Genomic DNA, 13,388 nt, shown 5'->3' with positions numbered 1-13,388 from the left:
CTTACATCCCCTTCTTAATTGCTGTAATTTTCCCATCAACAGAACGTTTAACTTCCATCTGTGTGGTTGGAATATAACCTAATTTACTAACAACCTGTTTTTGAATTTTATCTGACGTCATATAATCTAAGAATTGTTTAGTTAAGCCAGTGGGTGCGCCATTCGTATACATATGTTCATATGACCAAATTTTCCATTTGTTTGAGGCTACATTACTTTCAGTCGGTTTCACATTATCAACGGAAAGCGAATCAACCGTTTTATCTACGTACGAGAACGCCATATAACTAATTGCGCCAGGCGTTGATCCGACAATCTGACGAACCATCCCCGTTGAATCTTGTTCCTGCGCATCCTTACTTTGTTGGCCGTCTAAGCCCCATTTCTCAAATGTTAATCGTGTTCCAGAACCAGTTGCGCGATTCAATAGAACGATTGGTAAGTCTTTACCACCTAATTGTTTCCAATTCGTTAGTTTACCGGTGAAAATTGCAATAAGTTGTTTCTTAGAGACATTTTTAACGCCAACGTCTTTGTTCACAACTGGGGTAATCCCCACAACACCGACTTGATGATCAACCAATTTGCTGGCATCGATACCTTTTTTCTCTTCGGCAAATACATCTGAGTTACCAATACTTACGGCCTTTTCCTGAACTTGACTTAACCCTGTTCCGGAACCACCACCCTGAACGTTAACAAAGACGCCAACATTTTCAGTACCGTATTGTTCACCAGCTGCTTCTACCAATGGCTGTAAAGCAGTCGATCCAACGATTGTAATTGATTTACCCGAACTCGATTGCGTTTCACATCCTGATAAAACTAATAACATAGCCGTTAAAATACCACCAAACAATAATAAAGGTCCTTTTCTCATCATAACTTCCTCCGCAAATTCTCGACATTTAACTCATACGTCCAGTTTATATTTTCAATGTAAAGGTCATGTGGTTGAATTGTAAAGATTGTGTAAAGGTTACAAAAAAAGCCATAACATATTGTTATGGCTTTAATCGTTATTTCAATTCTGGTGCGTCCGTTTTGAATAAATCTTCAGTAGATACGCCACCATGTTGTTCAATTAAACTTGTTTTTTCTTTTTCTTGTGCATTTTTCAGTGTTTCTAACGCTTTACTTTTTTTGTAATTATAATCGGATTTATTTACCTTAGTAAAATTACTTGGCGTGTAGAATCTTAATAAATCACCTGTGATAACACTATCAGATAATGATAATGACGTTGTCACGTGTTTCAATTCTTGATCGTAAGTTTTTTGTTGTTCCGCTGTTAAGGTCTTAATTTCTTTACCAGTCTTCGTATCGTATGTCGTATTCCCAACTTTAGTAAAGTTTGGCGAAACAAAATCACCATTTCTAAAGGCCACAGTTTGATTACGATTTTTCGACAATAAATCATTACCAAATTGAACTGTATCCGTATTTTTAACCCCTAATAGATCAAGCAAGGTTGGTAAAACATCAATTTCACCACCATAAGTATGATTAATGCCACCCTTAAGGCCATCCATGTGAATCATGAATGGAACCTTCTGGAACATTGTTAAATCATAACTCGTAACTTCTTTTTTACCTAAAAGTTGTGCAATTGCCTTTTTATGGTTATTAGAGATTCCGTAATGATCACCATACATAACAATCATACTATCCTTGTATAGCCCAGATTTCTTCAAATAACTAATAAATTCTTCAAACGATTGATCCAAATACTTAGATGTTTGTACGTATCCATCAACCGTACTATCATCTGTAGTCGTCTTTTTAATCGAGACATTCGCACTATCCAAATCATATGGATAATGGTTAGTCAACGTAATCAATTTCGCATAGAATGGTTGTGGTAACTGTTCAATATACTTAACTGATTGTTTCAAGAAAATCTTATCTTTCATCCCATAACCAACTTTGTAGTTAGTTTTGACGTCATAATATGGTTCGCTGAAGAAGTATTGGTACCCAAATGATTTATACGTATTATTACGATTCCAGAAACTACCCACGTCACCATGGAAAGCCGCCGTCGAATAACCTTTTTGATCAAGAATAGCCGGCGCTGATTGGAATGTATTTTGTGTCCCATAAGTTGTCATTGCTGACCCAGATGGTAATCCATAAAGTGATGATTCCAACATCATTTCGGCATCAGATGTTTTCCCCTGTCCTACTTGATGGAAGAAATTATCAAATGATAACGTATTTTGATCATGATAATATTTATTAATGGTAGGCGTCACTTCTTGCCCATCCCATTTATAATCAATCATGAACTGTTGGAAACTTTCTAAATGAAGGACAAAGACGTTTTTACCCTTTGCTTTTCCATAGTATTGAATATTTGAACCCGCACGATTCTTATTCAAGTAACTCAGGACTTCATCCATATCTTTTGATGTTGCATTTTTACGTGTCGCACTTTCTTTTTGTGTTTGATAAACATTATATCCGGCATAGAAATTTAATCCCAAATATTTAACTATATAGTTATTATCAAAAGTTCTCGTTAACAATTGAGGACGATCTTTACCGGCTAGACCTAAGTTGCCGGCAGTTAAAAGAATAGACGCAATTGTCACAATAAAAGCGTAACGTTTCTTGATCGGATTATAATCAATTTTGACTAGCTTAAATATCAGCAACAAAATTAGAAGAATAACATCAAGATAAACGAAAAAATCAGTTGGACGTAAAATACCAGCAATTCCTTTATCTAAGTTATTTGCAACTGAACCTGAATTTTTAATGATTCCTAGTGATAGAAAATCTGAAAATTCACGATAATAGACCATATTTGCAAAAAGCCATGTTGTTTGAATAAAATCAACAATCAGCAAAATCCAATATGATTTTTTACCTCTAAAGTAAATTGCAATTCCGAATAGCAATAAAGCTGTTGGGATTGGGTTTAAATAAAGTAAAAATTGTTGCATGCTCCCCGTCGAACCAAGCGTAAATTTTGTTTCGTACGCAACGACAGTTTTAATCCAAAATAAAACGAGCGTCAAGAGGAAGAAACCCCATCTTGAGCTCAATTTATCCTGAACATATTTTAAAGTTGACCGCATCTTAGTGCCTCCATTTTTTTAAGATCGATTTTCGAGAACACGAAAATGTCTTTAAATCTATGTTTCAGTTAATGATTAACCAAACAATAAATCGTAAACTTCCATTGCAATTAAATCAATATCATCAAATGGAAATCTAGTATGGTTACCTAAATCTTCTAACGTGTATGCCTTCATAGCTGGATCATATTCAACGATTCCTTTTTCAACGCCTTCACGTTCGAAGTGTCTTGTTTGGATTTCGCCATTTTCTTCTTTTTGCATAGCCTCTAAGCGGCTAATGATTGCGACTAACTGAGAATTTTTCATAGTTGTTCCCCTTTCAATATCATAGTTAATAATACCAAAGTTTCTCCGTATTTACACCTGATTATACAGATTATAATCGTTTCTTAACATGTTTTTATGCTAAACTATTAGTTATTAGACTTGGAGGCCGATAAAATGGGGTTATTTAGAAAAGATTTGAACAATCAAGTATTCAAAATAGAAGTTTCAGATATTCGTCAATTTGATGATGAAGTGAGCCAAATTCCCGGTATGATTAAGTTAACTATGGGCGAACCAGATTTCAATACGCCGGATCATATTAAAAAAGCTGCCATTGAAGCCATTAATGAAAATTACTCCCATTATATGGGGATGGCTGGTGACATCGAGTTACGTACAGCTGCCAGTGAATTTTTCAACGAAAAATATGGTGTCAGTTATGATGCTCAATCTGAGATATTAGTCACAGTTGGCGCTACCGAAGCCATTGCAACCGCCTTACAAACCATTTTTAATCCGGGGGATGCGGTTCTTGTTCCTACTCCGCTTTATCCTGGTTACATGCCATTAATTACCTTAAACCGAATTAAACCTATCTATATTGATACACGCGATAATAACTTTAGATTAACACCTGACATGATTAAACAAGCCATTGCTGATAATCCCGATGAAACCATAAAAGGAATTATCTTGATCAATCCAAGTAATCCAACTGGTATTTCTTGGACTGAAGATGAAATCATTGCGATAACTGATGAAATCCGAACACAAAAGCTCTGGGCTATCAGTGATGAAATTTATAGTGAATTAACTTATGGTCATGACCATATATCAATCGCAAAATACATTCGTGACCAAACGGTCTTAATTAACGGCCTATCTAAGTCACATGCGATGACGGGTTGGCGGATTGGGTTTTTACTCGCACCCAAATCCATGACAGACGAATTAAAGAAGGTCCACCAATATCTAGTTACATCTGCAACCAGTGTTTCACAACGTGCTGGTATCGCCGCTTTACGCGATGGCAAGGATGACGGTCGTATTATGAACGTTGAATACAAAAAACGTCGTGATTTTGTAATGACAGAAATGAAAAAAATGCACTTTGAAATGGCCGAACCCAGTGGTGCCTTTTATATCTTTGCCAAAATACCTGAGGGCTATAATCAGGATGCAATGGCATTTTGTAAAGACCTTGCATTCAATCACAAACTGGCTTTAATTCCAGGTACTGCCTTTGGCGAATCTGGTAAAGGTTATATCCGTCTAAGTTATGCCGCAAGTATGGAAAACTTAGTTACCGGTATGGAACGTTTAAATGACTATATGACAGAAAACAAGTAAACATAAGACCATAAAAATAAAGCACTAAACCATTCAGATTCTAAATGGTTTAGTGCTTTATTTTTTAACGTTTCGTTAATGAATCACTCTCAATAATCATATTTTCTAATTCAATTTGAGTAACATCCGTATTCTGAATATCAACTGTTACCCAATATTTTTTATTCATATGAAATCCAGATGTAACACCGCCCACATGTTTCATTTGATCAACATGTTCTGGTTTTAATTTTAAGTTTAACAACAACTTGTCATCTCTTTCAAAAATCATTGCCATCATCTTGCCACTGCCAACTTGTTTCATAATCGTCCACAAGATGGTTTGTTTTCGGCTCGGGTTATTGAATGGATAAGATTCAGTTGTGTTCGTTCGATCTAAAATGAATTGAATTAATTCTTGACGTTTCAAATCCATAACGACCCCACCTCTTATCTATTTAATCATCTAATCCTATTTCTTCTACTTTATCCGGCTTCATCACTAATGCGAACATTCCAGCAAACAGACCAAGATAGTAAGTTAAAACGCGCCACAGCAGCATGGCTAAAATTAATTTACTATGACTCGTCATGAAGCTAGAAAAAACAATTGCGAAGCTGTATTCCGCTCCACCGGTCCCACCAGGAATTGGGAAGAGTGAAATAACCATCACAATCAGCACATGAAGCGCCGTAATCATAACGATATCCACTGACGTGTAACCGAGTGACAACATGATGAAGTATGGTACTAGATAGTAAAAGGCTAACTGGAAAAATGTGAGTACGAAAACATCAAATAATATTTTCTTTTCGTTTTTCATACGTAAACTTTCTTTATGAAAGTTCTCTATTTTTGAATAGATACTCGTATTTAAACGTTCAAATTTATCACCTTTAACAAATAACTTAACGACTAACATACAAGCGGCCACTAATTTCTTAGTAAAGGCGTACCAGTACATGATCATTAACAAGCCAATGATTACGGCTAAATGGATCACAAATCCAAAAATCACAAAAACCATCAGGTAGTTCACTTTATCTTGTATGTATTGAAATCCAATCAATAAACAAACAATAAAATTGATCACAATCATTGCCTGATATACAACGAATTTCATTAATAAAATTGAACTAGCACGTCCTGCATCAATACCTGATTGGGCCATTGCAAATAACTGTGCGGGCTGACCACCTGTTGAAAAGGGTGTAATTCCATTAAATAATTGTTCAATTAACGGGATACGGATAGCATTCTTGAATGTGAACTTTTTATGTTGTCCCCTAAGAAATCGTTTGACGATAAACGCTTCAAATACAAAGTACATACAAACGCAAAATACCGCAACGAGTAGCCACCAAACATTTATGTTAACTAAATCCTTAATGAGTGACTCTAGCGACACATTTCTTAATGAATACGCAAATATACCCATCCCAATTATGACCATCAATATCAATAGTCCTACATTTTTTCGAGTCATTTTTTAATCCTCTTTGCTCTGGTCCAAATAAAATTGATGCCAAATCTCTGCCAGCCTGTCCTCAGAATAATAAGCCGACGCCTGATCCGCTTTATCGTGTAATACCGTTAAAGCGTTAGGATCTTCTTTTAATTTTCTCAATTTAATTTGCATGTCATCAACATCTGTTGCGGCATCATAATAACCATCAATAACCGCTTTATAGAGATCCAGGTCACGCAATAATACCGGCGTACCACAACTAAATGCCTCTAACACTGACATTGGAAATAGTTCGTTAAAGGATGGTAATAAGAAAAGATTCGCAATATTGTAGTAATTAACTAAAGCTTCGCGATCAATAATCCCAGTAAAAATTAAATTACTTGGTGGATTATCGACCACTTTTTTTAGTTCCGCGTAACCATCAGTTAGCTTCCCAAATGAGAAGCCGCCTGCCCAGATAAACTGCATATCAGGATTCTGTTTAGCCAACGTAATAAAGTCGGGCACACCTTTTCTTTCTTGAACTTGTCCATCACCAAAGACAATGAACTTATCAGCTGGAATATTTAATTCATCCCTGAAAGCTTGCTTCTCTTCCGCCGTTTTTTCATAAAAAACTTTTTTTGACACAAAATTAGGAATATACGTCACATGTTCTTTAGAAATCTTAGCTGCTTCGAGTTTTGGTATAAAACTTGGATTAACAACAACGATATGATCCATTCGCTTATAAAAAGCAATCACATACCAGTAAAAAATGGCTTTAAAAGGTTGCGGAATTTTAACACTGCCTTCTAGCGTTTCCGGTAAAAAATGGACGTAACCAATTTTTTTACCGCGACCAGGCATGAAAGTTGAAAGATAATACGGAAAATTAATCGTATGGTAGTGACTAATATCGGAACGACTGTATTTGTTCACACTGATTTTAAATTCAGTCGGAAAACGTTCTTTGAGTAACCTCATCATTTCGGTATAGGCACTACCGACCCCTTGTCCCTTAACCGAGTCGGCTGCAGAAAACATGTTAATTAATAGCATGGCTGAAACTCCTTTAAAAAATAGGTACGTTTATAAATGACTAATTTCGTCATCTTCCTCTTCTAATTCTACATATTGAATTTGAGCATCTTGATAGAATGCGGCAACTTTAGAGCCAAATGTTGCTGCCGAAATCTCTTTTAATTTATTTAAACGTGGTTCAGGATCAATTTCTGCATCACGTTTATTGAGATAATCAATAATATCTGTAACCATCTCGTCTTCAGAAGCAAATGTCTTCCCGATTTCTGGTTGGTCCATTAACTCATCAGTATAATCACCTGTCTTAGCAAGTACTGGTGTGCCAGCTGCCAGGGCTTCAATAAACGTTAATCCTTGTGATTCTGTAACCGAAGCTGAGATAAATAAGTCGGCCAATTGATAGTAATGGAAGACTTCGTCATTATCGACTTCTCCTGTAAAACGCACATTAGATTCTAAATTCATGCTAACGACCTGTTCTTCAAGCGTCTCACGAGCTGGGCCGTCCCCAACAATTAAAAATAAAATATCTGGCGTTTTTTCAACAATTGCAGGCATAACATCAATTATTTCTTTTGTATTCTTCTCAAAAGCTAATCGACTCAAAGCAAGCATAACTGGTCGATCTTCAGCAATACCTAACTTAACACGATAATCCTCAGTTTCTAATTGCTCAAATTGAGAGATATCTACACCGGTTGGGATAATACGCATTTCTGATTTCACACCATATTTTTGTAGTAGATTTTGAACACGATCACTTGGTGCCACAATTCCACTCATGTGATAAGCAAATGTTTTTGTCATTTGTTTAACATGATAAGGTTTTAACAGTTTACCATTAGCAATATAATGCAAATAATCCTCGTACATCGTGTGATACGTGTGTAAACAAGGCACTTTTAAATTTCTCGCAACAAATTTACCAATCCAGCCCATAGAAAATTCGGTTTGCGTATGAATAACATCTAGGTTTAATTCCTTAGCCACTTGATATGCTTGAAATAAGCCTCTAACAGCGATTCGTCGATCCGTAAAGGAAACGAATGGGATGCTAGAAAACCTAAAGATATTACGTTCATAAACCGTCTTATCAACATGTGGATCCGTTGTTGTAAAGATATAAACTGTATGGCCCTCTTTTTCGAGCTCGTTTCTTAGTGTCTTTATTGAAGTCGCCACACCGCTCACTTGTGGAAAATATGTATCTGTAAAAATCCCAATATTCACGATAAGGTCCCCTTGTCTGTCCTAGTATAATATCCTTAATTATATTGGTTTCTGGCTCGTTATGCAATAAAAGTACATTATTCTCATTCATTCCCAATTAAACACAAAAAAACTGATAATCGAAATTATCAGTTTTTTTAATATTTGAATTACTTCATGTAAGATTCAACTAATGCGATAACTTCTTCATTAGTTTCACAATCAGTGACAGCCTTATCAGCTAATTCTTTCATTTTTGTTGTATCTAATTTTTTCATTAAACTACGTGTTTTAAGAATTGATGAAGCGCTCATTGAGAATTCATCAAGTCCCATGCCGGCTAGGATTGGCACGGCAATTTGATCTCCGGCCATTTCACCACACATACCTGCCCACTTACCTTCTTTATGAGCCGTATCAATTACCATTTTGATCAAACGTAAAATTGATGGGTTATAAGGTTGGTAAAGGTATGAAACTTGTTCGTTACCTCGATCAGCAGCCATTGAGTACTGGATTAAATCATTTGTGCCAATACTGAAGAAATCAGCATATTTAGCTAAATGATCACCATTCATAACAGCAGCAGGAATTTCCATCATCATACCAACTTCAAGTTTCTCTGCAACTGGTACACCAGCATCAATTAATTTAGTACGTTCTTCAACGTAGATAGCTTTAGCTGCCTTAAACTCATTAACAGTTGCAATCATAGGGAACATGATTGCTAATTGTCCATAATGAGAAGCTCTAAGCAATGCGCGAAGTTGTGTTCTGAAGATATCTTGACGATCCAAACTAATTCGGATTGCACGATAACCTAAGAAAGGATTCATTTCTTCTGGTAATGGTAGATAAGGTAATTCTTTATCGCCACCAATATCCATTGTTCTTACGACAACTTGTTTGCCGTTCATACCTTCAACTGCAGCTTTGTAAGCTTCAAATTGATCATCTTCTGAAGGTAATTCACTAGCATCCATGTATAAGAATTCTGAACGGAATAAACCAACTGCCTCAGCACCATTATCTAATGCGCCGGCAACATCTTTAGGCGTACCAATATTAGCAGCTAAATCAAAATGCACACCATCAGCCGTAACTGTTTTAGCGTCTTTTAATTCTTCCCATTCAGCTTTTTGATCAGAAAAAGCTTTTGCTTTTGCTTCATAAGTTGAAATTTCTTCAGCAGTAGGATTGATAATTCCGTCACCGTTGATACCATCAACAATAACCATATCACCTTCTGTAATTGCAGTCGTTGGATCTCCAGCGCCTACAACAGCGGGAATTTCAAGTGTACGAGACATAATAGCAGAATGAGAAGTACGTCCACCAACATCAGTAATAAACCCTTTAACAAATTTACGATTTAATTGAGCCGTATCCGATGGTGTCAAATCATGCGCAACGACCACAACTTCTTGGTCAATAAGTGCAGGATTTGGAATTGAAACGCCTAACAAATGACTCATTACACGTTTTGTAACATCACGGATATCGCCTGCACGTTCTTGCATATAAGCATTATCAGTCATGCCTTCGAACATTGAGATGAACATATCTGTAACATCTTTCAATGCAGCTTCAGCGTTAACTTTATCATTTTTGATTTTATCGCCAATGTTACCCATAAGTTCAGGATCTGAAAGAATTGTCAAATGAGCTTCAAAAACCTCGGCTTCTTCAGCACCGAGGTTTTCTGCAGCTTTTTGTTTGATTAACTTCAAATCTTCGCTTGCCGCTGCAACAGCAGTATCAAGACGTTTGATTTCTGACTCTGGGTCTTCAATGCTTACTTGCGAGAATGATAAATCGGGTTGAACTAACATATATGCTTTAGCAATGGCAATACCATCACTAGCAGCAATCCCTTTTAACATTTTCGACATTATTCAGCAAGTCCTTCTTTCGTCATTGTTTCTGTAATAGCTGCGATTGCGTCTGCTTCGTCAGCACCATCAGCAGTGATCGTTACGTCAGCATTTTGGCCAACACCTAATGACATAACGCCCATGATTGATTTTAAGTTTACTGATTTTTCTCCATAAACTAAAGTAACGTCAGCAGCGAATTTGCTTGCTGCTTGTACCAATAATGTAGCTGGACGTGCGTGGATACCTGTTTCTGCGATTACGTGAAAGTCTTTCTTTTCCATAATTAATTATCTCCTTGGTGTTCTATATTTTTTATTTTAGAAAAATGCATAACCCACTTACAAAAGCAAAGAACGCGTTTTCATTAGTAAGTTTAACGCATTAATCTCTAGAGATAAATAGTACCATTATTTAAAAAATGATACAAGTCTTTAGTCATTTTTTTAGTTTTTTAAACTGACATACTTATAAATAATTTGACCTTCTCTTTGCGCATTTCCAACAATTGCTTTACGTAACTTCTCTTTTTGCCAAACAAGTTGAAAAGCCATAAATTCATCTGGGTTAATCGTGATTGTCTCTATCTCTCCAGCAATTAACGCATCAATCTTTGCTTTGTAATCCTCGCTCATTTTAAGACCCCTTTTCGCTAAAATCTTCTATCTTTATTTCATTATAGATTAGCCACTATAAAATGTAAAAAAGTGAATGCAAATTACTTGCAGAAGTTTTTGACATTTTGTATACTAATCATCGAAGGTCAAAGAAGGTCAACTTACTTTGATCTTAAATATATTATGAAATAATAACGAATTAAATATGAAAGGTTGTGCACATATGATCTGTCAAAATTGTCGAATCAATCAAGCAACGATCCACTTATCAACTAACTTAAATGGCCAACATCAAGAATACGATTTATGCCAAAATTGTTACCAATTACTTAAAGATGAACAAGAACGTTTAAGTAATGGTCAAATTCGCAATAATCAACAAGATCCATTTAGCTTTGGAAACCTTGATGAATTATTTAATGCCATCGCGCCAAATAGTCAAAATAATAACTCACAAAGAAAAGATCAAACGCCCCCTACTCAAGCTGGTAGAAACGGTGGCGGTAATAAGAATAATGGCAAGGATACTATCCTTGGCCAATTTGGTCTAAATCTGACCGATGAAGCACGGGCAGGAAATATTGACCCAGTCGTCGGCCGTGACCAAGAAATTGATCAAATCATTGAAATTTTGAATCGTCGTACGAAAAACAATCCCGTTTTAATCGGAGAAGCCGGTGTCGGTAAAACGGCTGTGGTTGAAGGTTTGGCTCAAAAAATTGTCGATTCAGCTGTTCCACAAAAATTATTGAACAAGCAAGTCGTTCGTTTAGACGTCGTTTCATTAGTTCAAGGAACCGGAATTCGCGGTCAATTCGAAGAACGTATGCAACAATTAATGAAAGAATTAAAAGCAGATAAAAATATTATTCTTTTCATCGATGAAATTCACGAAATTGTTGGTGCCGGAAATGCCGAAGGCGGTATGGATGCAGGTAATGTCTTAAAACCTGCTCTTGCTCGAGGCGAATTACAATTAGTTGGCGCAACAACACTAAATGAATATCGCCAAATTGAAAAAGATGCCGCCCTTGCACGTCGTTTACAACCCATTCAGGTTGATGAACCTAGTGTTGAAGAATCAATTGTGATTTTAAAGGGTATCCAAAAGAAATATGAAGCTTACCATCACGTTCGTTACAGCGATGAAGCAATTGAAGCGGCTGCATCCCTATCTGACCGCTACATTCAAGACCGTTTCTTACCAGACAAGGCAATCGATTTGCTTGATGAATCGGGTTCAAAAATGAACTTAACCATCAAAGCAATTGATCCTAAGTTGGTTGAAGAAAAAATCAAGAATGCTGAAACGCAAAAGCAGACTGCATTGAGTGATGAAGATTACGAAAAAGCAGCTTACTACCGTGATCAAGTTGCAAAATTCAAAGAATTACAAGACAGTAATACTGATTCTGATGAATTACCAATTGTGACTGAAAAAGAAATGGAACAAATCGTCGAAGATAAAACGGGTATTCCAGTAGGCGAATTGAAGGAAAAAGAACAACAACAATTGAAGAATTTAGCTGTCTCTTTACAAGCCAATGTGATTGGACAAGATGCGGCGATTGATAAAGTTGCTCGTGCCATTCGTCGTAACCGTATCGGATTCAATAAATCTGGACGTCCAATTGGCTCATTCCTATTCGTGGGTCCAACTGGTATTGGTAAGACTGAACTTGCCAAGCAATTGTCAAAAGAATTATTTGGCACGAAGGATTCAATGATTCGCTTCGATATGAGTGAATATATGGAGAAACATTCCGTTTCTAAATTAATTGGCTCGCCTCCAGGTTACGTTGGTTATGAAGAAGCCGGACAATTAACTGAACAAGTTCGTCGTAATCCATACAGCCTAATCTTGTTGGATGAAGTTGAAAAGGCGCATCCTGATGTGATGCATATGTTCTTACAAATTCTTGAAGATGGTCGTTTAACGGATTCTCAAGGTCGCACGGTTAGTTTTAAAGATACGATTATCATTATGACATCGAACGCCGGAAGTGCTGATGCTGAAGCCAATGTTGGTTTTGGTGCAACATCAACGGGAGCAACACATGCCATCATTGATAAGCTATCAAATTACTTCCGTCCTGAATTTTTGAACCGTTTTGACGATATCGTTGAATTTAACCCATTAAGTAAAGAAAACTTAGTATCAATCGTAAGTTTGATGCTTAATGATGTCAACGACGTGCTTAAAAACCAAAACTTAGAACTTCGCGTGACAAGTCCCGTTGAAGAGAAATTGGTTGATTTAGGTTACAATCCTGCTATGGGTGCCCGTCCGCTCAGACGTGTTATTCAAGAACAGATTGAAGACCAAATCGCTGACTTCTATCTTGATAATCCTGATGTAACAAAATTAGCTGCAAAAATTGAAAAAGACGAAATTAAAATTTCAGCGGATACTACTGCTGAAGTTAAAGATTCAACTAGCGCTGAATAAAGACCAAATCAAAGCCATAACCTCCAGAAAATCAATTCTGGTAATTATGGCTTTTTTTTTTA

The 13,388-nt window shown here is 36.4% G+C and carries 12 protein-coding genes; 2 read left to right on the top strand and 10 right to left on the bottom strand.

All coding sequences use genetic code 11. From position 1 onward, the window contains the following. Window position 1 precedes the first annotated feature (1 nt). The 3 genes from N0K80_RS00150 to N0K80_RS00140 all read right to left on the bottom strand — a co-directional run bounded on the left by N0K80_RS00150 (window position 2) and on the right by N0K80_RS00140 (window position 3,392). Window positions 2-835: a phosphate ABC transporter substrate-binding protein PstS family protein gene (locus N0K80_RS00150; protein WP_407932675.1), complete on the bottom strand. Its 834-nt coding sequence runs from the start codon at window positions 833-835 to the stop codon at window positions 2-4. A 184-nt stretch (window positions 836-1,019) separates the two neighbouring features. Continuing rightward, on the bottom strand, window positions 1,020-3,083 hold the full coding sequence (locus tag N0K80_RS00145) for an LTA synthase family protein (RefSeq protein WP_269023405.1): 2,064 nt from the start codon (window positions 3,081-3,083) through the stop codon (window positions 1,020-1,022). A 75-nt stretch (window positions 3,084-3,158) separates the two neighbouring features. Then, complete coding sequence (locus N0K80_RS00140; protein WP_057973680.1) at window positions 3,159-3,392, bottom strand: YkuJ family protein; 234 nt, start codon at window positions 3,390-3,392, stop codon at window positions 3,159-3,161. A gap of 135 nt (window positions 3,393-3,527) precedes the next feature. On the opposite strand from N0K80_RS00140, the gene N0K80_RS00135 reads away from it, so the two are divergent. Then, complete coding sequence (locus N0K80_RS00135) at window positions 3,528-4,703, top strand: pyridoxal phosphate-dependent aminotransferase (RefSeq protein WP_269023404.1); 1,176 nt, start codon at window positions 3,528-3,530, stop codon at window positions 4,701-4,703. 64 nt (window positions 4,704-4,767) lie between these two features. On the opposite strand, the gene N0K80_RS00130 is transcribed toward N0K80_RS00135, so the two are convergent. The 7 genes from N0K80_RS00130 to N0K80_RS00100 all read right to left on the bottom strand — a co-directional run bounded on the left by N0K80_RS00130 (window position 4,768) and on the right by N0K80_RS00100 (window position 10,895). Further along, the gene (locus tag N0K80_RS00130) at window positions 4,768-5,118 is read right to left on the bottom strand and encodes an MmcQ/YjbR family DNA-binding protein (protein ID WP_269023403.1); all 351 of its coding nucleotides are present in this window, start codon (window positions 5,116-5,118) and stop codon (window positions 4,768-4,770) included. A 22-nt stretch (window positions 5,119-5,140) separates the two neighbouring features. Next, a complete protein-coding gene (locus tag N0K80_RS00125) occupies window positions 5,141-6,169 on the bottom strand; it encodes a lysylphosphatidylglycerol synthase transmembrane domain-containing protein (RefSeq protein WP_269023402.1) in 1,029 nt (342 codons plus the stop codon). A 3-nt stretch (window positions 6,170-6,172) separates the two neighbouring features. Next, window positions 6,173-7,195 (bottom strand): glycosyltransferase family 4 protein, encoded by a 1,023-nt coding sequence (locus tag N0K80_RS00120; RefSeq protein WP_269023401.1) that lies wholly within the window; start codon window positions 7,193-7,195, stop codon window positions 6,173-6,175. Window positions 7,196-7,225: 30 nt separating this feature from the next. Next, window positions 7,226-8,407, bottom strand: a complete 1,182-nt coding sequence (locus N0K80_RS00115; protein ID WP_269023400.1) for a glycosyltransferase family 4 protein — start codon at window positions 8,405-8,407, stop codon at window positions 7,226-7,228. A gap of 149 nt (window positions 8,408-8,556) precedes the next feature. Continuing rightward, complete coding sequence (gene ptsP, locus N0K80_RS00110) at window positions 8,557-10,278, bottom strand: phosphoenolpyruvate--protein phosphotransferase (protein WP_146342391.1); 1,722 nt, start codon at window positions 10,276-10,278, stop codon at window positions 8,557-8,559. Continuing rightward, window positions 10,278-10,544 (bottom strand): phosphocarrier protein HPr, encoded by a 267-nt coding sequence (locus N0K80_RS00105; RefSeq protein WP_146342392.1) that lies wholly within the window; start codon window positions 10,542-10,544, stop codon window positions 10,278-10,280. The genes ptsP and N0K80_RS00105 overlap by 1 nt, the downstream gene beginning before the upstream one ends. Window positions 10,545-10,706: 162 nt before the next feature. Beyond that, complete coding sequence (locus N0K80_RS00100) at window positions 10,707-10,895, bottom strand: hypothetical protein (RefSeq protein ID WP_057973672.1); 189 nt, start codon at window positions 10,893-10,895, stop codon at window positions 10,707-10,709. A 205-nt stretch (window positions 10,896-11,100) separates the two neighbouring features. Here N0K80_RS00100 and N0K80_RS00095 point away from each other — a divergent pair, with 205 nt between their 5' ends. After that, window positions 11,101-13,326 (top strand): ATP-dependent Clp protease ATP-binding subunit, encoded by a 2,226-nt coding sequence (locus N0K80_RS00095; RefSeq protein ID WP_269023399.1) that lies wholly within the window; start codon window positions 11,101-11,103, stop codon window positions 13,324-13,326. The last annotated feature ends 62 nt before the right edge of the window (window positions 13,327-13,388 follow it).

Origin of the sequence: Dellaglioa carnosa, from assembly GCF_026948345.1 — a bacterium.
GTDB classification, from domain to species: domain Bacteria; phylum Bacillota; class Bacilli; order Lactobacillales; family Lactobacillaceae; genus Dellaglioa; species Dellaglioa algida.
The sequence above is the reverse complement of the archived record's forward strand: the minus strand, read 5'-3'. Positions and strand labels throughout refer to the sequence as shown.

Excerpts from the sequence above, each read along its gene's own strand:
- N0K80_RS00145 (WP_269023405.1), bottom strand. The coding sequence starts at position 3,083 with ATGCGGTCAACTTTAAAATATGTTCAGGATAAATTGAGCTCAAGATGG.
- N0K80_RS00120 (WP_269023401.1), bottom strand. The coding sequence starts at position 7,195 with ATGCTATTAATTAACATGTTTTCTGCAGCCGACTCGGTTAAGGGACAA.
- N0K80_RS00150 (WP_407932675.1), bottom strand. The coding sequence starts at position 835 with ATGTTATTAGTTTTATCAGGATGTGAAACGCAATCGAGTTCGGGTAAA.
- N0K80_RS00100 (WP_057973672.1), bottom strand. The coding sequence starts at position 10,895 with ATGAGCGAGGATTACAAAGCAAAGATTGATGCGTTAATTGCTGGAGAG.
- N0K80_RS00105 (WP_146342392.1), bottom strand. The coding sequence starts at position 10,544 with ATGGAAAAGAAAGACTTTCACGTAATCGCAGAAACAGGTATCCACGCA.
- N0K80_RS00140 (WP_057973680.1), bottom strand. The coding sequence starts at position 3,392 with ATGAAAAATTCTCAGTTAGTCGCAATCATTAGCCGCTTAGAGGCTATG.
- N0K80_RS00125 (WP_269023402.1), bottom strand. The coding sequence starts at position 6,169 with ATGACTCGAAAAAATGTAGGACTATTGATATTGATGGTCATAATTGGG.
- N0K80_RS00130 (WP_269023403.1), bottom strand. The coding sequence starts at position 5,118 with ATGGATTTGAAACGTCAAGAATTAATTCAATTCATTTTAGATCGAACG.
- N0K80_RS00135 (WP_269023404.1), top strand. The coding sequence starts at position 3,528 with ATGGGGTTATTTAGAAAAGATTTGAACAATCAAGTATTCAAAATAGAA.
- ptsP (WP_146342391.1), bottom strand. The coding sequence starts at position 10,278 with ATGTCGAAAATGTTAAAAGGGATTGCTGCTAGTGATGGTATTGCCATT.
- N0K80_RS00095 (WP_269023399.1), top strand. The coding sequence starts at position 11,101 with ATGATCTGTCAAAATTGTCGAATCAATCAAGCAACGATCCACTTATCA.